Annotated in this window: 26 protein-coding genes and 1 tRNA gene; 8 read left to right on the forward strand and 19 right to left on the reverse strand. The window is 43.4% G+C overall.

The genetic code is table 11. The annotated features are described in order from the left end of the window. The first annotated feature begins 30 nt into the window (after positions 1 to 30). Both glpK and AC27IJ_RS02770 read left to right on the forward strand, forming a co-directional pair. Complete coding sequence (gene glpK, locus AC27IJ_RS02765; protein WP_312447766.1) at positions 31 to 1,527, forward strand: glycerol kinase GlpK; 1,497 nt, start codon at positions 31 to 33, stop codon at positions 1,525 to 1,527. A 30-nt stretch (positions 1,528 to 1,557) separates the two neighbouring features. Further along, the gene (locus AC27IJ_RS02770; protein WP_312447764.1) at positions 1,558 to 2,271 is read left to right on the forward strand and encodes an MIP/aquaporin family protein; all 714 of its coding nucleotides are present in this window, start codon (positions 1,558 to 1,560) and stop codon (positions 2,269 to 2,271) included. Between the two features lie 82 nt (positions 2,272 to 2,353). On the opposite strand, the gene AC27IJ_RS02775 is transcribed toward AC27IJ_RS02770, so the two are convergent. The 5 genes from AC27IJ_RS02775 to AC27IJ_RS02795 form a co-directional block, all read right to left on the reverse strand. Continuing rightward, the gene (locus AC27IJ_RS02775; RefSeq protein ID WP_312447762.1) at positions 2,354 to 3,043 is read right to left on the reverse strand and encodes a response regulator; all 690 of its coding nucleotides are present in this window, start codon (positions 3,041 to 3,043) and stop codon (positions 2,354 to 2,356) included. Positions 3,044 to 3,236: 193 nt separating this feature from the next. Beyond that, positions 3,237 to 4,280, reverse strand: coding sequence for an electron transfer flavoprotein subunit alpha/FixB family protein (locus AC27IJ_RS02780; protein ID WP_312503291.1), 1,044 nt, complete (start codon positions 4,278 to 4,280; stop codon positions 3,237 to 3,239). Between the two features lie 24 nt (positions 4,281 to 4,304). Then, on the reverse strand, positions 4,305 to 5,087 hold the full coding sequence (locus tag AC27IJ_RS02785; protein ID WP_487147343.1) for an electron transfer flavoprotein subunit beta/FixA family protein: 783 nt from the start codon (positions 5,085 to 5,087) through the stop codon (positions 4,305 to 4,307). 12 nt (positions 5,088 to 5,099) lie between these two features. After that, positions 5,100 to 6,251 carry an acyl-CoA dehydrogenase gene (locus AC27IJ_RS02790; protein ID WP_312447758.1) on the reverse strand — a complete coding sequence of 384 codons (1,152 nt, stop codon included), beginning with the start codon at positions 6,249 to 6,251 and terminating at the stop codon, positions 5,100 to 5,102. Between the two features lie 182 nt (positions 6,252 to 6,433). After that, positions 6,434 to 7,327, reverse strand: coding sequence for a LysR family transcriptional regulator (locus tag AC27IJ_RS02795; protein ID WP_312447756.1), 894 nt, complete (start codon positions 7,325 to 7,327; stop codon positions 6,434 to 6,436). A 121-nt stretch (positions 7,328 to 7,448) separates the two neighbouring features. On the opposite strand from AC27IJ_RS02795, the gene AC27IJ_RS02800 reads away from it, so the two are divergent. After that, entirely contained in the window at positions 7,449 to 7,736 is a 288-nt protein-coding gene (locus AC27IJ_RS02800; protein ID WP_312447754.1) for a NifU family protein, read from the forward strand. A 544-nt stretch (positions 7,737 to 8,280) separates the two neighbouring features. On the opposite strand, the gene AC27IJ_RS02805 is transcribed toward AC27IJ_RS02800, so the two are convergent. From AC27IJ_RS02805 to AC27IJ_RS02815, 3 genes are read right to left on the reverse strand one after another with little or no spacing between them, the layout of a single operon-like run. Then, positions 8,281 to 9,015 carry an amino acid ABC transporter ATP-binding protein gene (locus AC27IJ_RS02805; RefSeq protein WP_312447813.1) on the reverse strand — a complete coding sequence of 245 codons (735 nt, stop codon included), beginning with the start codon at positions 9,013 to 9,015 and terminating at the stop codon, positions 8,281 to 8,283. Between the two features lie 4 nt (positions 9,016 to 9,019). After that, on the reverse strand, positions 9,020 to 9,712 hold the full coding sequence (locus AC27IJ_RS02810; RefSeq protein ID WP_312447753.1) for an amino acid ABC transporter permease: 693 nt from the start codon (positions 9,710 to 9,712) through the stop codon (positions 9,020 to 9,022). Between the two features lie 18 nt (positions 9,713 to 9,730). Continuing rightward, complete coding sequence (locus AC27IJ_RS02815) at positions 9,731 to 10,510, reverse strand: basic amino acid ABC transporter substrate-binding protein (protein WP_487147345.1); 780 nt, start codon at positions 10,508 to 10,510, stop codon at positions 9,731 to 9,733. A gap of 277 nt (positions 10,511 to 10,787) precedes the next feature. Between AC27IJ_RS02815 and AC27IJ_RS02820 the strand changes: the two genes are divergently transcribed. After that, positions 10,788 to 11,564: a TMEM164 family acyltransferase gene (locus AC27IJ_RS02820; RefSeq protein WP_487147371.1), complete on the forward strand. Its 777-nt coding sequence runs from the start codon at positions 10,788 to 10,790 to the stop codon at positions 11,562 to 11,564. A gap of 44 nt (positions 11,565 to 11,608) precedes the next feature. Next, on the forward strand, positions 11,609 to 12,034 hold the full coding sequence (locus AC27IJ_RS02825) for a C-GCAxxG-C-C family protein (RefSeq protein WP_312447749.1): 426 nt from the start codon (positions 11,609 to 11,611) through the stop codon (positions 12,032 to 12,034). Between the two features lie 63 nt (positions 12,035 to 12,097). On the opposite strand, the gene AC27IJ_RS02830 is transcribed toward AC27IJ_RS02825, so the two are convergent. After that, positions 12,098 to 12,835 (reverse strand): peptidoglycan recognition protein family protein, encoded by a 738-nt coding sequence (locus AC27IJ_RS02830; RefSeq protein WP_312447747.1) that lies wholly within the window; start codon positions 12,833 to 12,835, stop codon positions 12,098 to 12,100. 266 nt (positions 12,836 to 13,101) lie between these two features. Next, positions 13,102 to 13,323, reverse strand: coding sequence for an HPr family phosphocarrier protein (locus AC27IJ_RS02835; RefSeq protein WP_312447746.1), 222 nt, complete (start codon positions 13,321 to 13,323; stop codon positions 13,102 to 13,104). 291 nt (positions 13,324 to 13,614) lie between these two features. Here AC27IJ_RS02835 and AC27IJ_RS02840 point away from each other — a divergent pair. After that, positions 13,615 to 13,700: transfer RNA gene (locus AC27IJ_RS02840), tRNA-Ser, on the forward strand. A gap of 157 nt (positions 13,701 to 13,857) precedes the next feature. Here the strand turns inward: AC27IJ_RS02840 and AC27IJ_RS02845 are convergent. The 6 genes from AC27IJ_RS02845 to AC27IJ_RS02870 form a co-directional block, all read right to left on the reverse strand. Beyond that, a complete protein-coding gene (locus AC27IJ_RS02845) occupies positions 13,858 to 14,487 on the reverse strand; it encodes an HAD family hydrolase (RefSeq protein WP_487147348.1) in 630 nt (209 codons plus the stop codon). A gap of 31 nt (positions 14,488 to 14,518) precedes the next feature. Continuing rightward, complete coding sequence (locus AC27IJ_RS02850; protein ID WP_312503296.1) at positions 14,519 to 15,364, reverse strand: GNAT family N-acetyltransferase; 846 nt, start codon at positions 15,362 to 15,364, stop codon at positions 14,519 to 14,521. A gap of 206 nt (positions 15,365 to 15,570) precedes the next feature. Then, entirely contained in the window at positions 15,571 to 16,440 is an 870-nt protein-coding gene (locus AC27IJ_RS02855) for a GNAT family N-acetyltransferase (protein WP_312503297.1), read from the reverse strand. Between the two features lie 33 nt (positions 16,441 to 16,473). Continuing rightward, a complete protein-coding gene (locus tag AC27IJ_RS02860) occupies positions 16,474 to 16,896 on the reverse strand; it encodes a MarR family winged helix-turn-helix transcriptional regulator (RefSeq protein WP_312447737.1) in 423 nt (140 codons plus the stop codon). A 12-nt stretch (positions 16,897 to 16,908) separates the two neighbouring features. Continuing rightward, a complete protein-coding gene (locus tag AC27IJ_RS02865) occupies positions 16,909 to 19,170 on the reverse strand; it encodes an ATP-binding cassette domain-containing protein (protein WP_312503299.1) in 2,262 nt (753 codons plus the stop codon). A gap of 302 nt (positions 19,171 to 19,472) precedes the next feature. Next, positions 19,473 to 19,916, reverse strand: coding sequence for a GNAT family N-acetyltransferase (locus AC27IJ_RS02870; protein WP_312503300.1), 444 nt, complete (start codon positions 19,914 to 19,916; stop codon positions 19,473 to 19,475). Positions 19,917 to 20,097: 181 nt separating this feature from the next. Here AC27IJ_RS02870 and AC27IJ_RS02875 point away from each other — a divergent pair, with 181 nt between their 5' ends. Continuing rightward, positions 20,098 to 20,625: a hypothetical protein gene (locus AC27IJ_RS02875; RefSeq protein ID WP_312447728.1), complete on the forward strand. Its 528-nt coding sequence runs from the start codon at positions 20,098 to 20,100 to the stop codon at positions 20,623 to 20,625. A gap of 294 nt (positions 20,626 to 20,919) precedes the next feature. Beyond that, positions 20,920 to 21,546 carry a DedA family protein gene (locus tag AC27IJ_RS02880; protein WP_312447725.1) on the forward strand — a complete coding sequence of 209 codons (627 nt, stop codon included), beginning with the start codon at positions 20,920 to 20,922 and terminating at the stop codon, positions 21,544 to 21,546. 529 nt (positions 21,547 to 22,075) lie between these two features. On the opposite strand, the gene AC27IJ_RS02885 is transcribed toward AC27IJ_RS02880, so the two are convergent. From AC27IJ_RS02885 to AC27IJ_RS02895, 3 genes are all read right to left on the reverse strand, one after another. Next, the gene (locus AC27IJ_RS02885) at positions 22,076 to 23,641 is read right to left on the reverse strand and encodes an ABC transporter permease/substrate-binding protein (protein ID WP_312447722.1); all 1,566 of its coding nucleotides are present in this window, start codon (positions 23,639 to 23,641) and stop codon (positions 22,076 to 22,078) included. Then, the gene (locus AC27IJ_RS02890) at positions 23,638 to 24,774 is read right to left on the reverse strand and encodes an ABC transporter ATP-binding protein (protein ID WP_312447719.1); all 1,137 of its coding nucleotides are present in this window, start codon (positions 24,772 to 24,774) and stop codon (positions 23,638 to 23,640) included. The genes AC27IJ_RS02885 and AC27IJ_RS02890 overlap by 4 nt, the downstream gene beginning before the upstream one ends. Positions 24,775 to 24,891: 117 nt before the next feature. Then, positions 24,892 to 25,530, reverse strand: a complete 639-nt coding sequence (locus tag AC27IJ_RS02895) for a GntR family transcriptional regulator (RefSeq protein ID WP_312447716.1) — start codon at positions 25,528 to 25,530, stop codon at positions 24,892 to 24,894. Positions 25,531 to 25,604 lie beyond the last annotated feature (74 nt).

The raw sequence follows: 25,604 nt of genomic DNA on the forward strand, positions 1-25,604 counted from the left end.
ATTAAAAATAAAAGGAAAAGGAGATTTTTTATGGCAAAGTATGTAATGGCATTGGATGCGGGCACAACAAGTAACCGGTGTATTCTGTTCAATGAAAAAGGGGAAATCTGCAGCGTTGCTCAAAAGGAATTTACTCAGTATTTTCCAAAACCCGGCTGGGTGGAGCACGATGCAAATGAGATTTGGTCCACGCAATTGGGGGTTGCAGTGGAAGCCATGTCCAAAATAGGTGCTTCTGCAGAAGATATTTCTGCGATCGGCATCACAAACCAGAGAGAAACTACTATCGTATGGGATAAGGAAACTGGCGATCCCGTCTATCACGCAATCGTATGGCAATGCCGCAGAACTTCCGAATACTGTGACTCCTTAAAGGCTAAAGGATTGGTCGACACCTTCCGCTCCAAAACCGGCCTGGTCATTGACGCTTATTTTTCCGGAACCAAATTAAAATGGATCCTGGACAACGTGGAGGGAGCAAGAGAAAGGGCTGAAAGAGGGGAACTCTTATTCGGAACCGTAGAAACATGGCTGATTTGGAAGCTGACGAAAGGACGGGTTCACGTAACAGATTACTCCAACGCTTCCCGGACCATGATGTTTAATATCAATACCTTAGAGTGGGATGATGATATTCTGGCAGAGCTTGACATTCCAAAGTCCCTGCTTCCCCAGGCAAAGCCCTCAAGCTGTATATACGGAGAATCGGACTCTCAGTTCTTTGGCGGTCCTATTCCGGTCAGCGGCGCGGCAGGGGACCAGCAGGCAGCACTTTTCGGGCAGACCTGCTTTACTCCCGGTGAGGCTAAAAATACATATGGAACCGGGTGTTTCTTATTGATGAACACCGGAGAAAAGCCAGTATTCTCCAGCAACGGCCTGGTAACTACCATTGCCTGGGGGCTGGATGGAAAAGTGAATTATGCCTTAGAGGGCTCCATCTTCGTAGCAGGAGCCGCCGTCCAGTGGCTTCGGGACGAACTGAAATTCATTGATTCCGCTCAGGATTCCGAATATATGGCCCGCAAGGTAAAGGACACCAACGGCTGTTACGTAGTACCAGCATTTACAGGGCTAGGGGCTCCCCACTGGGATCAGTACGCCAGAGGTACTGTGGTGGGAATTACCCGGGGCGTGAACAAGTACCACATCATCCGCGCCACCCTGGATTCCCTGACCTATCAGGTAAATGACGTACTGCAGGCAATGAGGTCGGATTCCGGAATCGAACTGGCATCCCTAAAGGTTGATGGAGGAGCCAGTGCCAACAATTATCTCATGCAGACACAGGCAGATATCATAAACGCACCCGTAAACCGTCCGCAATGTGTGGAGACTACTGCTATGGGAGCCGCCTATCTGGCAGGCCTTGCAGTGGGATATTGGGCAAATAAGGAAGATGTCATAAAGAACTGGGCCATTGACAGGACCTTTGAACCTAATATCTGCGGGGAAGAAAGAACTAAGAGGATCAATGGATGGAACAGAGCTGTGAAATATTCCTTTGATTGGGCAAAAGAAGATTAAAAATTAAATAAAGATTTGGGGAGGGAAAGTATGTTAATGTATTTAGCGGAATTCTTAGGAACTATGATTATGATTTTACTGGGGGAAGGCGTGGTCGCCAATGTCAACCTGGATAAATCCGGTATGAAGGGAGGAGGATCCGTCCAGGTCACCTTTGCATGGGGATTAGCGGTTATGATTCCCGCATTTATCTTCGGCGCAGCTTCCGGTTCGCATTTCAATCCGGCTATTACCATTGCCCTTGCAGCAGACGGAAGCTTTCCATGGGACTTTGTTCCTGGATATGTGATCGCACAGTTCGCGGGAGCATTTACCGGCGCCGTCCTGGTTTACTTATTGTTTAAGGATCAGCTTGACGCAACAGAGAGCCAGGCCACGAAAAGGGGCGTATTTTGTACTTCACCTGCGATTCCCAACACCGGCCGCAACCTTTTAAGCGAAATCATCGGAACCTTTGTTCTGGTATTTGCCATTAAAGGCATCGGACAGGCAGGAAATGTTCCTGCGGGAGTTAATAACCTTCTGGTCTTTGGAATCATCGTTTCCATCGGTATGTCCCTTGGAGGCTTAACCGGATACGCCATCAATCCTGCCAGAGACTTAGGCCCCCGCCTTGCTTACGCAGTTCTTCCAATCAAGGATAAAGGCAGTTCCAACTGGAAATATGCTCCCATCGTGCTTTTCGGGCCCCTGATCGGCGCCTTTGCTGCAGTACTTCTCTACAGTGTGGTCCCCTGGGCATAATGATTCCTTTACACTCCTGCTAATGTGACCAAAAAAAGGAAAAGGCCGGAACACTTGCACAGTGTTTCCGGCACTTTTCTCACTATGCCAGGCACTCCTCTTCTATTATGTAGCGGTAGATAACACTGGGCCTTCCTCCAGTATTATAATCAATGTCACTGACAACTCTCTGTTTTTCCAGCAAATAGTTCATGTACCTTCTGACAGTCACACTGGACAACCGGACCTCTTTGGCGATCATATCGCTTGTCATTGGATCTAGCTGGTGCATTTTCATATAATCCAAAATACCGCTTAAAGTAGCTTCCTGGATTCCCTTACTGTTATCTTCTGCCTGGGGCAGAGAAGAGATATGAAAAAGCTTATCTAATTGGGACTGGGAAAAATTACGAGGTTTCAGCAGTTCCTGATTTTTCGCAAATTTCTCCAAAGCATGGTTAAACCTGGTATATTCAAATGGCTTTATCAGATAATCGATAATTCCAAGCGAAAGAAACTTCTTTACATGCTTTACATCGTTGGCGGAACTTACTACTATGACATCCAGATCCTTCTCCTGTCTCCGGATCTCCCGCAGAAGCTCCATTCCATCCATTTTCGGCATATACAACTCCGTGATGGCCAAATCTACGGAATGCTCCTCCAGATAGTTTAGAGCATCCTGTCCATTGGTAAAACAACCGCATACTTCCATATCTTTATTTAATTCTACATAATGACGGTTAATAGAAGCAACGATAGGGTCATCTTCTATGATGATTGTTTGATACATATTTTCCAACCCCTCCTGTAAATAATGGCATCAAATAAGATCCCTTTTTATCCTCCAAAGCAAAAAAAAGCGCACCCAAAAGACAACCTTTCAGTTGTCCTGCTGCGCTCTCTTTCTCTCTGGACCGATATTAAATTATTATAACATACCATATCCTCTATTTCAACAGCCAATCCGGCTGAAGATCAGATCCCTACATTCCAGCCCTGTCTGCCTGAAGCTGCCTGGTCAGTTCCGGCACGATTTTCTTCCAGTCTCCGGTAATCCCGTAATCTGCTACCTCAAAAATAGGGGCGCTTTCATCCTTATTAATCGCTATGATCAAATCAGACTCTTCCATACCTGCTACATGCTGGATTGCCCCGGAAATTCCTACGGCAAAATACACATTGGGACGAACGGTCTTTCCGGTCTGACCCACCTGTAAGTTCTTCGGCTTCCAGCCTGCGTCCACAACCGCCCTTGAGCAGCTTACCTCTCCACCTACTGCCTTTGCAAGCTCTTCCAGAAGGCGGAAGTTTTCCGTACCGCCTATGCCACGCCCCCCTGACACCAGTATTTTAGCGTCCATAATATCTGTTGATTCATTTACGGCTTTCACAATCTCCAGAATTTCCGTATCTTTATTACTATGACAAAAGCCGGGATTGAATTCCTCAATCACAGCCTTTCTACCCGGGTTTTTCCCTGCGGTGCGCATCACTCCCGGACGGACCGTGGCCATCTGGGGACGATGGTTGGGGCAGGCGATGGTCGCTATGGTATTGCCGCCGAAAGCGGGGCGCGTCATCAGAAGCTGATTATGCTTCTGCTCCTTATCCGAAACTTTATTTAACGGAAAATCCCCGATTTCCAGCTTTGTACAATCCGCTGTAAGTCCTGTTGCAATTCTTGCCGATACCTTGGGCCCTAACTCTCTTCCCACAGCAGTGGCGCCTATGAGAACGATTTCCGGCTTGTATTTCCTGATTACAGAAGCAAGTGCATGGGTATAGGGCTCTGCACGGTACTCCTTTAACTCCGGTCCGTCCACGACGATCACCCTGTCGGCACCATATGAGGCAAGTTCCTCCGCCAGTCCCTTAATTCCAAAACCAATGAGCACTGCGGTCACATCTGTATTTAAATCCTTCGCAAGTTCCTTTCCTTTTCCAAGCAATTCAAAAGCAATGCTGTTTAACCGGTTATCTGTCTGCTGTGCAAAAACGCAGATCCCTTTGTATTCTTCCAAATTCATATCGCCTGCCTCCCCTCTCTTGCGCTAAATAACATGCCTTTCCTTCAACTTTTCCACAATAAATGCAGCAGATTCCCCAGGGTTTCCATTTATCATCTCTCCCGTCCCTTTTTTCACCTTATCGGAAGCCTTTGCTATCTGGGTGGGAGAGCCTTTTAATCCAATGTCCGTATCAGCTACGTCTTTTAAATCCCCTCTCCCCCACACTGTAATATCCGCATCATACGCATCAAAGATACCGCCCGGTGTCATGTAACGCGGCTCGTTCAGCTCAGAAAGCGCTGTGATCAGACAGGGAAGCTTTGCCTTTAACACATGATACCGGTCCTCAAACTGACGCTCCACAATCACACTGTCTCCCTCTACCCGGATCTTCTGGGCATAGGAAATCACCGGAATGCTTAAATGTTCGGAAAGCTGGGGCCCAACCTGTGCTGTATCCCCGTCAATTGCCTGACGTCCTGTAATAATCAGATCGTATTCTAAGTTTCTGACTGCGCCGGCCAATGTGGAGGAAGTAGCCCAGGTATCGGCTCCTCCCAGTACCCGGTCCGTTATTAAGATCCCCTTATCCGCCCCCATGGCCAGGGCCTCACGCAATACCTCGTCCGCTTTTGGAAGTCCCATGGTGATAGCAGTCACTTCCCCGCCATGCCGGTCCTTTATTCGCAGGGCTGCCTCCAGTCCTGCTTTGTCGTCCGGGTTCATGACACTTGCCATGGCTCCACGGTCCAAAGTGCCGTCTGGTTTAAATTTTACCCCATTCTTAGTATCAGGTACCTGTTTGATACAGACCACAATTTTCACAACAAGTCCTCCTTATTTTAAAATGTTCCCGGATATGACCATGCGCTGCACCTCCGAGGTTCCCTCGTATATCTCCGTGATTTTGGCATCCCGCATCATGCGTTCCACCTCGTATTCCCTGATATATCCGTAACCACCATGCAGTTGTACCGCTTTTGTGGTCACATCCATGGCAGCCTCCGCCGCATATAACTTTGCCATGGCAGCTTCCACGCTGTAGATCTTTTGCGTGGCTTTTGCCATAGCTGCCTTATATACCAGCAGCCTGGCTGCTTCGATCCTGGCTGCCATATCCGCTAACTGAAACTGGGTGTTCTGGAACTGGCCGATGCTGCGGCCAAACTGCTTTCTTTCCTTAACATATTTAACAGTCGCATCAAATGCCCCTTCCGCAATGCCCAGGGACTGGGCAGCAATGCCGATCCTTCCACCGTCCAGGGTATGCATGGCGATCTGAAAGCCCTTTCCCAGTCCTCCAAGTAAGTTTTCCTTGGGAATGCGGCAGTCCGTAAAAATCAATTCATAGGTAGAAGAACCCCTGATCCCCATTTTCTTCTCCTTTGTTCCGAAAGAAAATCCAGGAGTTCCCTTTTCCACTAGAAAGGCGGAGATTTCCTTTATCTTTTTCCCACGCTTTTCCACCGTGCCGGTCACAGCAATAATCACGTAAACACCGGCTTCTTTTCCATTGGTGATAAAGCACTTGGAGCCATTTAATACCCAGTGGTCTCCATCCAGTGCTGCCTTTGTCTGCTGTCCCTGGGCATCGGTCCCTGCCCCGGCCTCCGTCAGTCCAAAGGCGCCAAGCTTCTTTCCCGAAGCCAGGTCAGGAATGTACTTTTGCTTCTGGGCTTCCGTCCCATAGGTAAGTATGGGATCAATACAAAGAGAGGTGTGGGCGGATACAATGACGGCAGTTGTTGCACACACCTTGGCAAGTTCCTCCACGCATAAGACGTATGTAAGGGGATCACAGCCCTGGCCGCCGTATTCTCTGGGGACCGGAATACCCAGGAATCCGTATTTTGCCATCTCTTCAACGGTTGCTTCCGGAAACTTTTCTGTCTCGTCGGTCTCCTGCGCCAAGGGCTTTACTTCATTTTCAGCAAAATACCGAAACAGGCTTCTGGCGACTAGATGTTTATTCGATAAACTGAAATCCATGTTTGTGCTCCTCCATTTTCTATACCATAAGTCCGCAGTGCAGCTTGCAAAACCTGCGGTTTTACTCGCTCACGGGCAGTCGCCCTATGAAATGAGCCAGGAAAAGATTTTATATGTACATGCACAGCGAAAATCTTTTCCTGCCAAATTTCGCACTGCTCATTGCTTTTGTGGTTATTGCGTCACTCCACATTGCCTTCTAACATCTGCTGAAGCTGCCTTGCGGCCGAGCTTAAGGGCCGGCGGCTGTCGCTGACAATGCAGATGCTCCGCTCCGGTATCTGCTCATGCAGCTTTATTTCTACGATTTCTCCCTTTTCAAGGGCCGGTTGGGCCAGCTCTTCGGGAACAAATCCAATGCCTAAGTTCTGCACGATTACCGGAAGAATTAAGTCAATTCCCGCCACTTCAATGGCCGGCTGCATAACCAGGCCGCAGGAATGGTAAAATTCCTGAAAAAAGGCAAAGGTAGTTGTGACGTTGGACATGGTTATCAGCGGAAGTGACGAAAGTTCCGAAAGGTAACTGGTTTTTCCGCTGTATTCCCCATACTTCTTTCCTCCCGCCAGCAGGCTGCAAAAGGTCTTTACCTTGACTGCCTTTATGTTCTCATCACAGTAAAACGGCGTTGTAATAATTCCTAAATCAATTTTCCCTGCCTTTAGTTCGCTTAAGGTCTGAGGCGTGTTATAGGTGAAGATGTTTAACCTGACCTGGGGAAATTGTTCTTTAAACTGATGAAGCCCTGAAAGCAGATAGGAATGCATAGCCATCTGGGTGGCTCCCACGTTAATCTGCTCACTCTGTTTACCCAGGCTCTCCTTTAAGGCTTCCTCTCCCTGCATAAACTGCATACAGGCAGGAGCCACATAGCTGTAAAGCAGTTCACCTTCATTGGTCAAAACAACGCCCTTTTTCGACCGTATAAACAACTTGCAGCCCAGCACGTTTTCAAGGTTCTGTATATAGCAGGTCACAGAAGGCTGACTGGTTAAAAGAGCATTGGCAGCCCTTGTGAAATTCTTATACTTAGCCACATAATAAAAAACTTTATAATGTTCAAAATTAGCCGACATACCGAATCCCTCTTTTCTTTTATTGTTTTTTCCTATCTGTATCCATCAGATATTCGTATCAGTATCCGGATTGACAAAGGCTCCTTCCTGCTGTTAAACTGTTTCAAAAGGAGGGGTTGCCATGATAGGAACAAGAGAGCAGATTGAAATGATCCTCAATAAGAAGGTACGCCCGGCTTTGGCCGAACATGAAGGCAACGTCACGGTACTGAGCCTGGAAAACAACATATTGAAAGTCCGGTTAACCGGCAAATGTTCCGGATGCCCCGCTGCCGGCCGCACCAGCGAAGAACTGATTGCGGCTGAAATCAAAGCCGCATTTCCCTCTGTCGCAGATGTTGTCCTGGTAGAGGAAACAAGCCAGGAATTACTGGATGCGGCAAGGAAACTGCTTGGGCTCTCTTCTTAAAGACAAGTGATACCTTTCCGGTCCGGATGATATCTTTCCGGACCGGAAACCGGGCATTTCTGCAGGACCCGGCATTTCTTACATACCATATATCCAAAGATATTACAAGGCTTTTCCGCATTAAAACGGCTCCGAAAAACACCTTTCCAATTCACACTCCCAAACCTCCCTGTCTAAATCTATTTAAGCTCCGCCTTAATCCCTGATCTTTTGCCTGGTCATAGGCAGCCAGTATCTCCTGCACTTTTCCGGACCCTCCACCAATGTATGAACATAAGAATCCCACCTTTGTTACTCCCTTCAAGTTACTTTTTTAACATTCTTGTTTATATTTTAACACTTTTTGCCTTTGTTGAAAAATACTAATAATTGATCGCTTATGATAGGATTTTTGAATGAAAAAGCATAAATAAAAAAACCGCCACTTTCGTGACGGTTCTAAACATGACCAGATTCAGGGGCAGATTATCATCTATCTTTTTCTTTTAGCCAAAAACGTAAAAATCCTCATAGCCTTGGATCGTGGGATAAGGCGCGCTGTTGTTTAAAGCACCTTACTCAAAAAGAGCTTCAATCTGTCATTTTGCGGATTTGCAAAAAATTCATTTGGTTCGTTTTCTTCCAGGAAATAGCCGCCGTCCATGAACATGACGCGGGTTGCTACTTCTCTGGCAAACCCCATTTCGTGAGTGACTACGACCATGGTCATCCGCTCCTCAGCCAGCTCCCGCATTACATTTAACACCTCGCCTACCATCTCAGGATCAAGAGCGGAGGTCGGTTCGTCAAACAGCATGACATCCGGATTCATGCACAGGGCACGGACAATGGCGATACGCTGCTTCTGCCCGCCGGATAACTGATTGGGATAAGAGTCCGCCCTGTCGGCAAGGCCCACCTTATGAAGAAGCCCTAATGCCTGCTCTTCCGCCTCCTGCCTGCTGCGTCCCTGAAGCATCATGGGAGCAAGGGTTAAATTCTTTAAAATAGTCATATGGGGAAACAGGTTAAACTGCTGGAACACCATTCCCATCTTCTGACGGTGCTTATCAATGTCGGTTTTCTTATCTACAATGTCCACGCCTTCAAACAGGATATGTCCCCCGGAGGGTTCTTCCAGACGGTTTAAGCAGCGGAGAAATGTGCTCTTTCCTGAACCGGAAGGTCCTATGACGCATACTACGTCCCCTTTATAAATATCAACGGAAATGTCCTTAAGCACTTCTGCGTCACCAAACTTCTTACCCAGATTCTGTACCTGAATCAGGGGATTTTCCATTCTATCAATGCTCACTTCTATGCAGCCTCCTCTCCAGTAATTTTACGAGATATGAAAATACCATAACCATAACCAGATAAATAATGGCCACTGCAATCAGAGGCATAAACGCAGAATAGGTACGGCTCTTGATGATATCGCCGCCCTTGGTCAAATCCTGCAGCCCTATGTATCCTGCTACAGAAGTCTCCTTTAACAGGACGATAAATTCATTAGCAAGAGTAGGAACCACATTTTTAAAGGCCTGGGGCATAACGATGAACCACATGGTCTGGGCGTAATTAAAGCCCAGGCTGCGGCCGGCTTCAAACTGTCCCTTTTCAATGGAACTGATCCCGCTCCGGAAGATTTCCGCCACATAGGCACCAGAGTTGATTCCAAACGCCAGAATGGCCGTAGGCACCTGGCCCGGATCAGTGGACGCAAAGATGACAAAATACATAATCATAAGCTGTACAACCACTGGCGTACCCCGGATCACCGTCAGATAAACGCTGCAGATTGCATTTAGTATTTTCAGCTTATGGGTATTTTCATAGGTTGATCGTATGATGGCAACCAGTAATCCCAGTAAAATACCGATTAAAACTGCAAAAAACGTGATCTTTAACGTGTTTTGCAGACCGCCGGTAATATATTTCCAACGGTCATCTACGATAAAATTCTGATAAAAATCATCTCTTAGCTTTTCCCACATGGCACTCTTCCTTTTTTATTATTCCGCGGTAATGTATTTATCCACGATCTTCTTCAATTCACCGGATTCCTTTAATTCCTTAATGGCACTGTTTATCTTGTCTAACAGCTCTTTGTTGTCCTTTTTAACGGCGATTGCATATTCTTCCTCGGTAAATGCTTCGTCAAGGATCACCAATCCGGCATTTTCCTTTACAAATACCTTTGCAGGCTCACGGTCAATGATGACTGCATCTATTTTGCTTTGAGTAAGAGCCATAACTGCTTCCATTCCCTTATTAAAACGCTGAACGTCCGCATTCTCAATATCATCTGCATAAATATCGCCGGTGGTGCCGGTCTGTACACCGATCTTCTTTCCCGTTAAATCAGCCGGTGTTTTGATCTCGCTGCCTTCCTTAACAATGATTACCTGAGCTGCTTCTGCATAAGTATCGGTAAAATCAACATTTTTCTTACGGTCTTCGTTAACGGTCATACCTGCAGCAGTAAAGTCTGCCTTACCGGACTGAACAGCCGGAATTAAGGAATCAAAGGCCATATCCTGAATTTCCAGCTCCACACCCATCTTATCAGCGATTGCCCTTGCAATATCTGCGTCAATTCCAACGATTTCATTTTTATCATAATATTCATAGGGCGGAAATTCTGCATTGGTTACCATGACCAGCTTTCCTGCAGCTTCTTTCTGCTCTGCAGCAGTTGTCCCTGTCTCTGTCTTTGTTCCGGAACCTGCACAAGCAGTTAATAAAGCTGCCATGCATACAACACCCATCATAGCAATTACATTCTTTTTCATAATGATTCCTCCTCTTATATACACAAATATGCATAATTATTAAACAAAGTGTCAGTTATACATTATATAGCATTTTCGAAATTAATCAAGTACTTCATAAGAAGAAGATTCTTTTTTCTCCGCGTTATTTTCATTTATCTTGCATGATTTCAGGCAATCCTATATAATATGGCTTATCGGGACCTGCAAAGCACGTTTTGATAAAAGGGGTGCTTTTTAGCCCGTCAATCCGATTATCGAAAAATCAGAAGCATGAAAGAAAGGTCTGTAATTGCTTATGAAGGATTTCCTTGAAAAAACAGCGTGGCCCATGAATCCTCCGGCCCCTTATTCCCTGTTCCACATCGTATTTATCGCCATAGGGCTTGCCTCTGTTGTTTTTCTGGCCTATTACACCACCAGAAAAATCAACAGCTCAAAGCTTCCCCGGCTGCTTTTTTTCTGCGGCCTCCTTTTGGCTGCCACCGAATGCTGGAAACAGCTTTTTTTATATTATGTGGTAAATGAACAGACCTACAACTGGTGGTATTTTCCATTTCAGCTTTGCAGCCTTCCCATGTATTTCTGCCTTATCCTGCCGCTTGTCTCTTCGAAGGACGGTCAAAAAGTACTCTGTACCTTTATGCAGGATTTTAACCTTTTAGGAGGCATCATGGCATTGGCAGAACCGTCCGGGCTTTTTCATCCTTACTGGTTTTTAACCCTTCACGGCCTGATCTGGCACCTGCTTTTGATTTTTATAGGGCTGGTCATCGCATTTTCCCGTCTTTCCGATACCTCGCTTTTGGGATTCGTGCGGACGTTACCCCTGTTTTTTATCAGCTGCATCATTGCTACCATTATCAATCGTACGGCAAAGCCTTTGGGCCAGGCGGATATGTTCTACATTTCTCCCTATTACCCTTCGGCCCAGATCGTTTTTCATGAAATTGCGTTAAAATACGGCATTTCCATAGGAAATGCTGTCTATCTGTTTGCCACCTGTCTGGGCGGCTTTCTGTTTCACATAATATTTTGTAAATTCCGATTGCTCTCCGCCCGGACCGAAGCGTAACCGGGCAATGCAATGGATATCATAACTTCAGGAGGAATCATTACATGTCAGACATAACATCAAAAAGAGTGGAAGAAGCTCTTAACAAGCATGCAAAGGGGTATAATTGTGCACAGGCTGTCTCCTGTGCTTTCTGTGATAAAACAGGCATTGACGAAGAAACCATGTTCCGCTTTACGGAGGGCATGGGCCTTGGTATGGGCGGCATGGAAGGCACCTGCGGCGCCATCGGGGCTGCTGCCATACTTTCCGGGCTAAAGAACAGCTCCGCCCGTCTGGACCGGCCGGATTCCAAACGGACCTCCCACGAAGCGTCCAAAAAATGCCTGTCAGACTTTAAGGTACAGAACAAAAGCGTGATCTGCAAGGATTTAAAGGGCGTGGATACCGGAAAAGTTCTCCGTTCCTGCAATGACTGCATCGCAGATGCCGTAAGGATCATAGACCGTGAATTATTTAAAGGGGAATGAAGTACGTATGTGGAACCTCCAATAAGCCTGATAAGGCCTATTGGAGGTTCTTTATCTTTATTCTTATCTTTCTCCTTCAACCGGCTGCTTTCTGGCCGCCTTCACATCTGAAAGGAACTTTTTCCACGCATCCTCGTGGGCCACAAAGTACCTTGGACAGTCCTTTCCCGTAGCATCGTAATGCCTTATCACATCTTTTTCCGTTAATCCCAGATTCCTGCAAAGCCAGGCTGTCAGCTTTACCAGGGAATCATAGGTTGCTTCGTTAAATTTCCCTGTCTCATCGGGATGGCAGCATTCAATGGAAACCGTATCCACATTTTTTTCCTTTGACGTGGCATAAGCCACCTCGTAGATGGGGATTCCCTGAAGGATTTCCCCTTCCAGCCCAATCATAAAATGGCTGCTGGCCGAAATCTTCTTATCTCCTGTCTGATCCTTAAGGCTATCAAAATAATTTAAGTTCTGTTTGGCCGTTGTACCTGGATTTGCTACATAATGAATTACAATACCATCAGCCCTTTTCATTTCTGTCCCAGGTCTTGAGTAAGGATTTGTTTCGATAAAGTCTTCCTCCACCCAGTCCGGCATAGGAATCCTCTTTAAATCCACATAGTTTTTAAAAAACAGCAGATTAATCCCCCATACGATACTAGCAAGGGCTATGGACAGAATGAATACTCTGACCACTATGTAGAAAATCCGCTTTCTTTTTTGCTGCCTCTTTTGCTTTTGCCGCCTGTCTCTGGCGCGGCGGCGGCGTTCCAGTTCGTCATAGCTTTCTTTTGTCTGATTCTTCATATTCCAAACTCCTGATTATCCCTTTTTCTAAGTTTACGTCTTTCCTTAGGTTAAAGTCAATCAGAAACAAGTGAAAGCAGCAAATTAAATCCCCCTCATTGTAATAAATATTCTCAGACCAGGCCTTCTCTGTGTGGAGGTATGCCACAGCCAGGGGCAATGGATTAGAGGAGGAAGCAGAGAAAGCCGGTCCCACATTCCGTTATAAGAAGTCAGGACCGGCTTGTACCGCTCTGTTTCTGCCCAATATTCTAATATTTTAGGATTCAGGCTGCACAGCCTACTAATTCTTCCGGTGACGCTGCTGCATTGTGACAAACAATCTCTACCTGCTTTCCAATGCCGATGAACAAAATTCCCATCAGCGATTTTCCGTCAATAACCAGATGGTTGTAAATGACATCAATATCAAAGCTGCACCTTTCGGCCCTTACTACAAATGCAACCAGATCTTCCACCGTGGAAAATGTATGTTTCATATTTCTCATCTGTGGCACCTCCTTTTTCCCGATATACTTTGTGTGTCTTTTTAATAAAAATAAATCGGTTTTTCATAGAAAAATATGCACTTTATCATATATGTTCCTATTATTTCCATAGCTTTGGTGCTTATACGGGAAAAAATGAAAATTTTACTAAAAGTACTACCCAAAATCATATTTCTCGTGTATAATTGTATCGTTCGTCTTTTTCATAAGGCAAGGGATTCATGAAGTGGTCATAACGAACCTGACTCGAAATCACGTAATCTCCGCATAAAAACTGTATATTTACTACATGGAAGCGTATCGAAGTGGTCATAACGAGCCGCACTCGAAATGCGGTTGTCCGCAAGGGCACGTGGGTTCGAATCCCACCGCTTCCGCTATAAACCCGCATAGGAGCACGTTCTTCTATGCGGGTTTTCCTTATGCTTTTTTCAACTTGATAACGCGGGACCGCTCTCCGACAAAATAAAAACCCGGCTGCAAACGCAGCCAGGTTCATAATCTTGATATATGCTTTTCTGTTACATCGTATGTTCAATCACTCATAATTGAAAGAAGATCGTCAGGTTTTTCTAAATAATAATCTGCCTGTATTTCTCTGGAAAGACTGCCCCAGCCCGCCAAAGCAAAATCAACCTTGGCACTTTTGGCACATTTCCTGTCATATACACTGTCTCCAATATAAAGCAATTCGTTATTGCCCGCTTTTGAGACTTCCATATATTTGAAAAGAGGGTCGGGATCTGGCTTGTGTTTAACCGTATCATCCGCGCAAATGATAGTTGTGAAATATTTGTTAATATCAAATGGTTCAAAATCCTGCTTAAATTCTTCTCTTGTTTTTGAGGTGACAATACCCAATTCATAGCCGAATTGTACAAGGGTGTCCAGCAACTCTCGTATGCCCTGAAAAATACATACCGTATTACTAAATTTGCACATACCTTTATCCCAATCACTTAGAATAAGCGAAAGTGAACTGTCCGGGACATTAAGTTTTTTCAATGCGTCTTTTCCGGGAATACCCAAAGCAAATGCCAGTTCGCAGATTTCTTTGTTAATCCCGGTTACGGCTAATAAAGTCTCTTGCAAAGAGTGTAGAACTGCATATTCAGTATCAATCAATGTTCCGTCAATATCAAAGACAATATGCTTATATCTCATATATGGCCTCCTCCGCGCTTAATCATTACTATCATATGTTCAAAAGCATCTCATACTGACTCACAATAGGTTCAAACCCTAATCTAATCAGAAAATCTTTCGTACATTTAGATTCGTCATCTACGTTAAGAACACTGATTTTATGTGATTCCGTATGTACGATTAAATCAGTAACAATGCTTCTGCCAATTCCTTTCCCTCTATCATTTTTATTTACTGCAATTTGAGGAATATCTCCTGTCTTTTTATTAATGATACCATATCCAGCAATTGTGTTATCATAATGTACAATAGCATATAGAAATTCCTCTGATACAGCATGAATGGAATCAATTGAATTTTGCCACGAAGGTTCAAAATCCCAAAATTCTCTAAATTGTTCCCAAGCCATTTGGTCTGTATGCTCAACTTTATGGTTTTTCAAAGGAACATAACTTTTTTTATCCAATTTAAAGCATGAAAAATTCCTTTGAATCTTGAATCCTTCTTTTTTGTATAATTGAATTGCAGACGCATTAGATTGAATAACCTCAAGTAAATACTGTTCTATTTGTTTTTCTTTAAGTATTTCTTTGACATTCAAGAGCATGTTACTTGTAACACCTTGTCTTCTGTAATCAATGATAACACCTGTCCCAATATCATACACCGTTGTTTTTCCGTTGAAACTTCTAAGTCCATTAAGAACAAAACCAACCAATCGATCACTTTCAAACGCACCGATCGATATCTCAGGAGCATACCCTCTTCTTTGAAGCATTTGTTTGAATGTTTCTATGGATAAATTCATTTCAACCTGATAATCAGAAAATGCATTCCGAAATGCTTCGTGAAGTGTTTCTATACTTGTTTTATTTAGAGTTTTATAGTCTAGCATTTGTCTTCCTCTCCTATTTGCTAAACAATTCCGGTTGCTCCAATAGATCATTATAGCTTTTTTCGCCCCTTAATTTCATATACTCTTTAAAAAACACTTCATTGTCATATATATTTTGGCTCATGTATGACTCTCCTTTGTTCTTTTAATTAGTTACATCCCATAATCCCCTATGATGCATCATAGATGTTCTCGCCTTTATTTAATTATGCATGTGACAAAACAGGAAACATCGTTTGATTATTCACAAACCAATTATCCTTTCCTTTAAGAATAAATAGAGTCGTATCCTCTTCTTCGAGAATCTGTGAATGAAAAGCTGCCTGTTCCGCAGGAGTGAAGCCAAAAACCACAGTACGTATTTGAGGCTCTGCTGCTCTGGATATCACGTCAAGCATAGCGTGGTCACCGTTGCTAAATATATCATAACAGGTTAAAATCTCATTTTTATTTGAAGCAATTATTACAGCATCAAAATCTTCCAGAAAGTACACACAATCTTTCATAGATGAAGTACAATAAAACATTAGTAATTCATAGTTATCCTCTATTATAAGCGCAGAGTATGGGTTGGATTTCGTGTAATACTGCTTTAATAAAGCACGATCACTTGCACGACTCATGTCAAGTTTCCTTACGCGTCCTTCTGTTGGAGTGATTGGACTGCTGCATTGGTATTCAACGGCTTTTACAAAACCAAATTTAGGGTAAAAATCAAGAACACTGTCATTGGCAAACAGATACATGGTATCGCATTTTTCTCTCCATTCACTTAAAATTCTTTCAATTAAGTATCTGGATAACCCCTGGTTTCTATAATCGGAGTCTGTCATAACCGTGCCAATCTGGATGCATCGTTTTTCCTGCCCATTATATAGGGATTTTAAAATATTCACAGATGCATTAGCGATTACCTTTCCATCATCAATCAAGGAATATGGAATATATTTATCTGTCCAATATCCATTTTGATAAAATTCTTCAAAAGACAGTCCAAAGGTTTTTTCAGCTAAACTGTTATAACTACGCCGTAATGCATCATTTTCACTAATGCTGTTGGTTAAGATATAATTCAAATAACCACCCTCCTTCTTTTCTCACTTAAGCTATCATGTTTTTTCAGCATACAAGCTGGTGATTTTTTTGCACATCATGGAAAAGGCTTTTACTTCCTCTGCCGTCAATGCTTCTTCTATATAATTCATGATTTCATTTCCAAAATCATCGACACGGTTTAAAAAGGCTTTTCCTTCACTGGTTAGTATAATATTATAGGAGCGGCGGTCATTAAGCTGCCTTTCCTGTAAGATATACTTTTTTTCCAACAGCCGTTTCGTCAATTTTGAAATGCCCGACTGCGAGATTCCTTTCATTTCGGCAAGTTCTTTTGTGGTTTTTGGCCCTTGATTACTCAACGTATCAAGTATATAGTACTGTGCCGTTGAAACGCCTTCTACGTTGAATCGGTTTGAATCTGATACAATCATACACTGAAAAGGGACATAACTTTCTTCTAATTCTCTCATTGCCATAAAGCCGATCTCCTATATTTTATTAATATATTTTTTCAGGGATTTTCCTGTCAAGGAATCTTTACAATTAATTAATTCTCCCGGCAACCCTGTATACATAATTTTACCGCCATGCTGTCCGGCATATGGGCCTAAGTCGATGATCCAGTCTGCCTGGCAAATAATATCCAAATTGTGCTCAATTACAATAAGGGTGGAATTTTGTTCTACAAGACGATTCATTATACCAATCAACTGTTTTATATCAGCCATATGCAAGCCTGTTGAGGGTTCGTCCAAGACATAAACCTTCCCGCCGTTTTCAAGCTCGGAAGCCAGTTTTATCCGCTGCAATTCCCCTCCTGAAAGTGTGTTCAATGGCTGCCCCAAAGAAATATAGGTGATTCCAACATCTGAAAGCCTTTTAAGTACTGTTCTTATTTCTTCTTCCCGAAAAAATTCCAAGGCTTCCGATACGGTCATTTTAAGAATTTCACCAATATTTTTACCTCTTAGCTTATACCCAAGCACTTCGTCGGTATAACGGTTCCCGTGACATTCTTCACATACTGTAACGATTGTATCCATAAACGCTAAATCTGTATAGGTAACACCTAAGCCTTTACAAACCGGACATGCGCCTTGGGAATTGAAACTGAACAGGGAGGCGCTGACACCGTTGCTTTTTGCAAATAGTTTTCTGATAATATCAAAGATACCTGTAAAGGTTGCTATGTTGGAACGCTTTGATGCTTGTATTCCCTTTTGGTCGATAAATACAGTTTCAGGATAAAATCGGGGCAGCACCTGATTGATAAGCGTACTTTTTCCTGAACCGGCAACCCCTGTCACAACAGTCATTACTCCTTTGGGTATTTCAACTGAGAGGTTCTTTAAATTGTGCAGCGTTGCATTGTGAATGGAAAGCCAGCCTTTCGGGGTACGTGTACCAGATTTTAATTCAGGCCGATAAGACAGATAATTCCCCGTCAATGTGCCAGATGCTTTTAACCCCTGTAAATTCCCTTGATATACTATTTCGCCCCCATGAATTCCCGCGCCGGGTCCCATGTCAATCACTTGGTCTGCAATCTTTATTATATCAGGATCATGCTCCACGATAAGTACGGTATTGCCTTTGTCACGCAAAAGTTTCATAAGGTCATTAATCTTGCTTATATCGTGAGGGTGAAGTCCTATACTTGGTTCGTCAAAAATATAAGTAAGGTCCGTCAAACTGCTGCCCAGTTGGCAAACCAATTTGATTCTTTGAGATTCCCCGCCCGAAAGAGTGGAGGTTTGTCTGCTTAAACTTAAATAGTCCAATCCAATGGATACCATTTGCTGCAGACGATTCATCAATTCTGAAACGATTGTAGCCGCCACTGGAGCATTGATTAACTGGACAAAACCTAATAGTTCGTTTATCTGCATATCAGCGCATTCCGCTATATTTTTACCGTTCACTTTGCAGGATAATACTTCATCATTCAGGCGGGCCCCGTGGCAGTGGGGGCAATCCTGCTTTATGACAAAGCCCTCAATTTCTTTGCTGTATCTAACCTTTTCGCCATCCTCTTTTTTGAGAAAGCTCCGCTCGATCCGTGGAATCACCCCTTCATACAATGAAGTTTTAGGCCATTCGGGAAGAGGATCTTTCACCTTAATGCCGTCAGCGTAAAGCAGCATCTCCAGTTCTTCGGCGGAATAGTCTTTTATTTTTTTATCATTATCAAAATATCCAGAATAAATATAACGGGTCAGTCGCCAGCCGCCGGGTTCAAAAGTCGGAAAACGGATTGCTCCCTCATTTAAGGATTTATTTTTATCTAACAGTCGTTCAATATCAACCGCTTCAATCTTTCCTAAGCCCTGGCAGCCGCCGCACATCCCAGCCGGATTATTGAACGAAAAAACATCGGAATAGCCGGCAAAAGGTTTTCCAATTCGAGAAAACAACAGACGCAATAAAGAATAAATATCTGTAATCGTGCCTACCGTTGACCGTGCATTGCCGCCCAACCGTTTTTGGTTGATTATAAAAGCTACCGATAAATTTTCGATTGTATCCACATCGGGTTTTCCATAATGGGGCATACGGTGACGGATAAAACTGGTGTAGGTTTCATTTAATTGCCTTTGGGATTCTGCTGCTATTGTATCGAACACTAAAGACGATTTACCAGAACCGGATACTCCTGTAAAAACCGTTATTTCTTTTTTGGGTATCAGGACATCTATGTTTTTTAGATTTCGCTCTCTTGCGCCAGATACCCGTATATCATTATCAGACATAATTTTACCTTTCCATTATATATTTGACACAGTCAATATATGAGTGTCTCAACTATATCTTATCATCATTTTTACTTCTTTGCAATGATATAGAATAGAACTTTATGGAAATATATTTACCTATCCTGCTGAACTATGAACAAGCATACGACTTCCGCGCTTTCGGATAGACGATAATGAACAAAAGCAAAGAACGGGCTGAACGCATGAAACCCTTTAAACGCACATAAAAAGCAGATACTGGGCGAAAAAGGCGGTCCCCAGCATGGTTCTTCGCCTTTTTCTAATCAACCTGTTAATATTCAATTGTCACTCAATTTGAGATGCAGTATTGGAAATGGTCTGCCTTGTTCATCAAGCTCTGACCTGCTAATGATATGAAACTTCATGTGTTTATAAAATCCTATGCCCTGATCATTCTGTTCATTTACATCTACATATTTTGCATCTAAGTTATCTACAGCATAACGAATAAGCTTCTTTCCGATTCCTTTTCCTCTGGCCCTATCATGTATAAACAGCATCTCAATTTTATTGTTGGCTACACCTATGAAACCATGAGCAGTATCATCAACATAATAACAATACAAATGTTCAATTTCTTTTAATCCCTTTACAACTTCCGGTTTGATTGCCTGGATGTCACTTTCTGACAAAAATGTATGAGTTGCTGCAACAGCAGATTCCCAGATATTTAGTAAATCATTTATTTTATTCCTGTTATTTACGGAATGAATATTTGACATTTCATTACCTCCTGTTCTTACAAGCTTGCTCTCATTATATTGACTATTTGAGTTCATGTCAAACAAATACCGCGGTGCGCATCCATGAGATGTTTTCCTCCTGTCATAAAAACTTAAATTGTATTCTGACAGATTTCTGTTAGAATAAGGTTATAAAAAATTGTAAATAGGGGGAAGAAAAATGGCAGAGATTATTAAAGTCTATAAAGAGCATTTACCCTCATTGCGTTTTATTGGGAAATGCTATACCAACGCTGACAGAGATGGTGGATTTGGTCACAAATGGATGGAATGGTTTCAAAACGGCTGGTTTGAGGAGCTTGAAAAACTGTGCGGGGATCCAAATATTGAAAACAGTTTTCTGGGCTTTATGCGCTGCAACAGCAGCAATTTTGAAAACACTTTTGAATACTGGATTGGCATGTTCCTACCATCAGATACATCTGTTCCCGATGGTTATGATTTTATAGATTTGGACGAGGCCAGCATCGGTGTATGCTGGATTAAAGGCAAAGAGGATGACGGCAGCATCTATGGCATGCATGATGAGTGCATTCTTAAATTCCAGGAATATGATATGGGAAATTTTAAAAACGATAATGAAAAAAGGGCTTATTTTTTCGAAAGGTATAACTGTCCGCGATTTTCCGAGAAGGATGAACAAGGTAATGTTATTTTAGACTACTGTATTTACTTGTCAGAACAATAGGCTGAAAATGATCTGGCAGAACCCCCGCGTAAGCCAATGGTTTACACGGGGATTCTTATGCTCTTTTGCAGTGACTGTTCTCAATAATGGCTAAAATTCCTTTCAACCTTTTATAATATATTTCGTGTAATTAGATGTAAGTCAAATTAAATGGATTTTTGCAGTCCCTGCACATCCGTCCCCGCAATACTGCTCTGATTCATTTATCAGAAAATATTATTGAAAATTCCGCATCTTGTTTATTCTATAGATAAGGAAAAGATTTTGCTCACTAACAGCTAAAAGGAAAGGATTATGGTATTTAACATGCAAGAATGGATCATAAACACGATGAACCAATTTGGATATGCTGGCATTGCCCTGTTGATTGCAATCGAAAACATATTTCCACCAATTCCGTCTGAAGTTATTCTCACCTTTGGCGGATTCATGACAACAAAAAGCAACTTGAATATTTGGCTGGTGCTTCTTTCCGCCACAACCGGTTCGACTGCCGGAGCCATCGTTTTATATTACATCGGACGGTTGGTAACGCCGGAACGCTTAGGGCGATTCATCGACAGATGGGGTTTTCTTCTTCAATTGAAGACACAAGATATATTAAAAGCGGAAAACTGGTTTAACCGGCGGGGAAGCCTTACTGTCTTTTTCTGCCGGTTTATCCCTATTGTCAGAAGTCTCATCTCCATCCCCGCCGGAATGGCAAAATTGAAAATGAGTAAATTCTTGTTTTATACTGTATCGGGTACGGCAATCTGGAATGTTATACTTATTAATCTGGGGGCTTTTGCCGGAGAGAAATGGAGTATCATTGCAGATTACATCAACACATATTCCTATGTTGTTTTTATCCTGCTGGCATTTGCAGGTGTGGGTATTATCATCTGGCTGATGTGTAGAAAAAAATCAAAGAAAGTTTAGAAACTGACTAAAAAAGCTGCGGGCTTTAACCTGAAAATAAATCAGTCAAAGGGAGGTGATGTTTTGAATGATATTGAGCTAATCAAATCCTGTCAAAAGGGGGACAGCTTCTGTTCCGGCTGCGGTAATAAGGTTTTGAAGAGTTAAAGAATACCTTGGTGCAGTATAGTGGAGTATGGTGGATGTAAGTGTGTAAGGTAAGGATGAAATTGGGCCGTTGCAATTTTTCCGGTGCAACGGCTCTTTGATATCATTTAATCTTTTATAAAAACCTGAGCCATATGAATGAGAAAGCCCAGTGTACGCAGGAAAAATACACACCCTGCAGCCACGTATACCCAGGGATGATTCAACGTTCTGAGTAACCATAAAAGCAGCATCACAGCAGCTGCATCCCGCATATACCGTCCAAACAGTAACCCGGCTTTCTCTTCCCTTAGGGACAGGGACATATCAGCGCTTATCAGCCATCGCCACCTTGGAGAAGAAAAAACAAAGGAAAGAAATGAAAAAAGCACAATTCCATAAATCATGATATCAATCCATTCTCTTTTAGAAATTCCTGGGCTACAGCAGCAGGTGACTGCTGTAATTCATCCACCTTGTAGTTCAGTTCAATCATAACCTCATTGGTTAAAAATGGTGCCAATTCTTCCATGATACCGGCGATTTCCGGACATTTCTCCAATGCGTCCGCCCGAATAATCGGAATTGCAAAATAGGGCGGAAAAAAGTTCTTATCATCTGCCAGCGTTTTTAAGTCGAATTTTTTTAAAAGTCCGTCCGTGGAGAAGGCATCAATGACATCCACCTCACCGCTTCCCAGAGCCATATAGCGGGGAGAAGAGTCTAAGGTAAGGTTTTTTCCTATTTGGAAACCATATGATTTCTGCAGTCCGGATAATCCATCCTCCCGGTTGGAGAATTCAAACGTAGTACCGGATGTCAAGCTTCCGCTTATTTTAGCAAGATCACTTATTTTATCCAAATGATACTTCTCTGCCGTTTCCTGAGTTACAGCCAATGTATAAGTATTATTAAAGCTCATCTGCTGAAGCACTTCCAGATCAAGCTGCTCCTTATACTCTTTCTTTACCGTCTGATACACTTGTTCCATATCACTGATAGGCGGATATTTGAGGATGTCAGTGTATGAGGTACCGCTGTAGTCAATATATAGATCAATATCTCCGGTCTTCATTGCAGCAAAGCATACCTGTGACCCACCCAGGCTCAGTTTTCTGTTTACGGTGATATCAGTTCTGTCTTCTATTAAATCCGCCACCATATTCCCAAGGATCTCCTGCTCCGTAAAATCCTTGGAGCCGACTGAGAGTGTACGCACATCCCCTGATACACTGCCAACGGATGTGAAAAGAAATATAGCCGCAATAAGCATCGCAGCCGCTCCAAGCATTGCCTTTTGGATATTCCTGCTTTTTTTCTTAACCGAGGCATCTCCCTTTTGAAGGCTGACCGGCGTTACCAGCTTTTCAATCAGACCAATCAGAAAGTCTACCATCAATGCCAATATACAGGCAGGAATAGCGCCCGCCAGGATTTGAATGTTATTCACCGTCCGGATGCCGGAAAACACCAGATATCCCAGGCCGCCAGCTCCAATAAACGCAGCCATGGTCATAAGCCCCACCGCTGTTACGGAAGCGATCCTCACTCCTGCCATAATGATCGGAAGAGCAAGGGGAATCTGCACCTTAGTCAGCACCTGAAACGGCGTCAATCCGATTCCTCTGGCAGCCTCCAGCGTCTGGGGATTGATATTATCAATTCCTGTATAGGTATTCTTAATAATGGGAAGAAGAGAATAAAGAACGACTGCAACAATTGCAGGAATGATACCGATTCCCAATAGTGGGATCATGAAGCCAAGCAGTGCCATGCTGGGAATTGCCTGAATCACGTTTGCAACTGCTAAAATCGGTTTACTGGCTTTTGCCGCAAAGGAAATAAAAATTCCAAGGGGCACTCCTATCAGGATGGCCAAACCCACCGATACGGCAGTCAGCTTCAGATGTTCGATCAATAATGAAAGGATCTGGGGATGATTGCTTATTATATAATTCCAAAAGTTCATTCTACCTCTCCTCCTTCATAGTCAAAATATTGCTGACTCAGTGTCGTCACCAGGCTGCTCCGTGTAATGAGCCCCTTAAGGCGCCTTTGGTCATCCACCACCGGAACTGTTGACACCTGGTTTTCCGTCACTATTTTCAGTGCATCCAGTATACATTGGTCCGGTAAAAGGGCAGGGAAGTCTTCATACATAAATTGTTCTGCCAACTGGGTTCTGTCCTCTATGCCTCTTAATCTGCTGGCCTTGACAATTCCGGCCAATCGCCGGGTATCCCTGTCCACGATCAGAAGGCTGTCAACCTTGTTTCTTCGCATCTTTTCAATGCATTTTAAGACAGATAAGTCTTTGGTGGCAGTGATTGGCTGCTCGATCATAATGTCGGACACCTTGATGTATTCCGGTGAGGACCAGATCCTGTTTTTTCCTACGAAGCTTGAAACAAACTCATCCACAGGATTGTTTAAGATATTCTCCGGCGTGTCATATTGCAGAATATCGCCATCCTTCATGATGCAGATCATATCCGCAATCTTAATGGCTTCATCCATGTCATGAGTCACAAAAACAATCGTTTTCTTTAATTTTGCCTGTAGCTGCACCAGCTCATCCTGAAGATCTGATCTTGTTATGGGATCCAGGGCCGAAAAAGGCTCATCCATCAGGATAATATTCGGATCAGTGGCAAAGGCTCTGGCTACGCCGACCCGCTGCTGCTGCCCACCGCTAAGCTCCGTCGGATAACGATTCAAAAACTCATCACAGTCAAGTCCTACCATCTGCATCAGCTTCTTTGTATTGTCTTCAACATCCTTGGGCAGCATCTTTTCAAGCTTTGGAATCAGCTCAATATTTTCCTTAACCGTCATATGGGGAAACAATCCCGTCTGCTGGATCACATATCCGATTTTCCGCCGCAGGGCTACTTCATCCATGCTGCCGATATTTTTCCCGTCAATGGAGATCGTACCCGATGTGGGTTTGATCAGCCGGTTGATCATTTTTAAAAGTGTGGTCTTTCCGCAACCACTCTCACCAATAATAGCCACCAGGCTTCCGCTATTTATCGTAAATGTAATTTGATTCAGAACCTGCTTTGTCTTATAACGTTTGGAAATACGTTCAAATTGTATCATATATCTCCCTCCTTTTTAGCAAAGTAACAACTTAATTATATTACAAAGTTGGCACTTTGTCAAATTTCAAAAAAAAACGCCTGAAGCAAAATGACTTCAAGCGTTATGATAAAACTCTCATTTGGACGGATATAAAAATTCTCTTACACGATCAGGGGTGTCATCCTGTGTTATGAAATATATGGTATCATTTTCCGAAAGAGCAACGTATGGCCCGGGGGATTTTATGACAGTGTCATTCCTGCTGACTGCGATCACCGTCGCCCCAGTCCGCTGCCAAAATTGGATTTCCGTTACCGTCTTATTTAAATGGACACAATTGCTGGTGATCCGTATCTCAAACGGCATAAATGGATTCATTGACCGGAAATGAACGGAGGCCTCTATCAGTTCCTTCAGGCAGTCATTTAAATACTCCATTTCCTGTTTTTGGCGGCTGACACTCTTTAAAAGATTCTCTTTGATTGTATCAATGGTCTGCCGCTTACTGTTTTGCTGAATGTACTCTGCTGCTTTTTTCTGGGACTTAATGATGATCCCATTCCCCTTTTCTGAGGTTACGATCCCCAGATCACTGAGTATGCAGATCGCCCGCCGTGCAGTCTCCGGAGATACGCTGTACTGGCTTGCCAGGGAGGAACGGGCGTAAATCTTCTCACCAACCTCATATTCTCCATTGGCTATCCGGGCTGCCACCTCTACGGCAATTTGCTGATAGCGGGGAATTGCTGCTTTATGCTTAATCTCTATGTCCATGTAAATCACGTTTCCTTTGCCTATTGTAGTATAAAACAACACCAGTATAGCCTAAAACGTGATACAAAGCAAGG

The sequence above is a fragment of the Lacrimispora sp. YZC11 genome, from assembly GCF_057543815.1.

What these genes read in the sequence shown, in the direction of transcription:
- AC27IJ_RS02895 (WP_312447716.1), bottom strand. Translation starts at nt 25,530, where the DNA reads ATGGACATAGAGATTAAGCATAAAGCAGCAATTCCCCGCTATCAGCAA.
- AC27IJ_RS02830 (WP_312447747.1), bottom strand. Translation starts at nt 12,835, where the DNA reads ATGAAGAATCAGACAAAAGAAAGCTATGACGAACTGGAACGCCGCCGC.
- AC27IJ_RS02850 (WP_312503296.1), bottom strand. Translation starts at nt 15,364, where the DNA reads ATGCTAGACTATAAAACTCTAAATAAAACAAGTATAGAAACACTTCAC.
- AC27IJ_RS02845 (WP_487147348.1), bottom strand. Translation starts at nt 14,487, where the DNA reads ATGAGATATAAGCATATTGTCTTTGATATTGACGGAACATTGATTGAT.
- AC27IJ_RS02790 (WP_312447758.1), bottom strand. Translation starts at nt 6,251, where the DNA reads ATGGATTTCAGTTTATCGAATAAACATCTAGTCGCCAGAAGCCTGTTT.
- AC27IJ_RS02880 (WP_312447725.1), top strand. Translation starts at nt 20,920, where the DNA reads ATGGTATTTAACATGCAAGAATGGATCATAAACACGATGAACCAATTT.
- AC27IJ_RS02770 (WP_312447764.1), top strand. Translation starts at nt 1,558, where the DNA reads ATGTTAATGTATTTAGCGGAATTCTTAGGAACTATGATTATGATTTTA.
- AC27IJ_RS02860 (WP_312447737.1), bottom strand. Translation starts at nt 16,896, where the DNA reads ATGGCAATGAGAGAATTAGAAGAAAGTTATGTCCCTTTTCAGTGTATG.
- AC27IJ_RS02820 (WP_487147371.1), top strand. Translation starts at nt 10,788, where the DNA reads ATGAAGGATTTCCTTGAAAAAACAGCGTGGCCCATGAATCCTCCGGCC.
- AC27IJ_RS02780 (WP_312503291.1), bottom strand. Translation starts at nt 4,280, where the DNA reads ATGAATTTGGAAGAATACAAAGGGATCTGCGTTTTTGCACAGCAGACA.
- AC27IJ_RS02865 (WP_312503299.1), bottom strand. Translation starts at nt 19,170, where the DNA reads ATGTCTGATAATGATATACGGGTATCTGGCGCAAGAGAGCGAAATCTA.
- glpK (WP_312447766.1), top strand. Translation starts at nt 31, where the DNA reads ATGGCAAAGTATGTAATGGCATTGGATGCGGGCACAACAAGTAACCGG.
- AC27IJ_RS02885 (WP_312447722.1), bottom strand. Translation starts at nt 23,641, where the DNA reads ATGAACTTTTGGAATTATATAATAAGCAATCATCCCCAGATCCTTTCA.
- AC27IJ_RS02875 (WP_312447728.1), top strand. Translation starts at nt 20,098, where the DNA reads ATGGCAGAGATTATTAAAGTCTATAAAGAGCATTTACCCTCATTGCGT.
- AC27IJ_RS02870 (WP_312503300.1), bottom strand. Translation starts at nt 19,916, where the DNA reads ATGTCAAATATTCATTCCGTAAATAACAGGAATAAAATAAATGATTTA.
- AC27IJ_RS02805 (WP_312447813.1), bottom strand. Translation starts at nt 9,015, where the DNA reads ATGGAAAATCCCCTGATTCAGGTACAGAATCTGGGTAAGAAGTTTGGT.
- AC27IJ_RS02775 (WP_312447762.1), bottom strand. Translation starts at nt 3,043, where the DNA reads ATGTATCAAACAATCATCATAGAAGATGACCCTATCGTTGCTTCTATT.
- AC27IJ_RS02800 (WP_312447754.1), top strand. Translation starts at nt 7,449, where the DNA reads ATGATAGGAACAAGAGAGCAGATTGAAATGATCCTCAATAAGAAGGTA.
- AC27IJ_RS02795 (WP_312447756.1), bottom strand. Translation starts at nt 7,327, where the DNA reads ATGTCGGCTAATTTTGAACATTATAAAGTTTTTTATTATGTGGCTAAG.
- AC27IJ_RS02815 (WP_487147345.1), bottom strand. Translation starts at nt 10,510, where the DNA reads ATGAAAAAGAATGTAATTGCTATGATGGGTGTTGTATGCATGGCAGCT.
- AC27IJ_RS02835 (WP_312447746.1), bottom strand. Translation starts at nt 13,323, where the DNA reads ATGAGAAATATGAAACATACATTTTCCACGGTGGAAGATCTGGTTGCA.
- AC27IJ_RS02825 (WP_312447749.1), top strand. Translation starts at nt 11,609, where the DNA reads ATGTCAGACATAACATCAAAAAGAGTGGAAGAAGCTCTTAACAAGCAT.
- AC27IJ_RS02890 (WP_312447719.1), bottom strand. Translation starts at nt 24,774, where the DNA reads ATGATACAATTTGAACGTATTTCCAAACGTTATAAGACAAAGCAGGTT.
- AC27IJ_RS02810 (WP_312447753.1), bottom strand. Translation starts at nt 9,712, where the DNA reads ATGTGGGAAAAGCTAAGAGATGATTTTTATCAGAATTTTATCGTAGAT.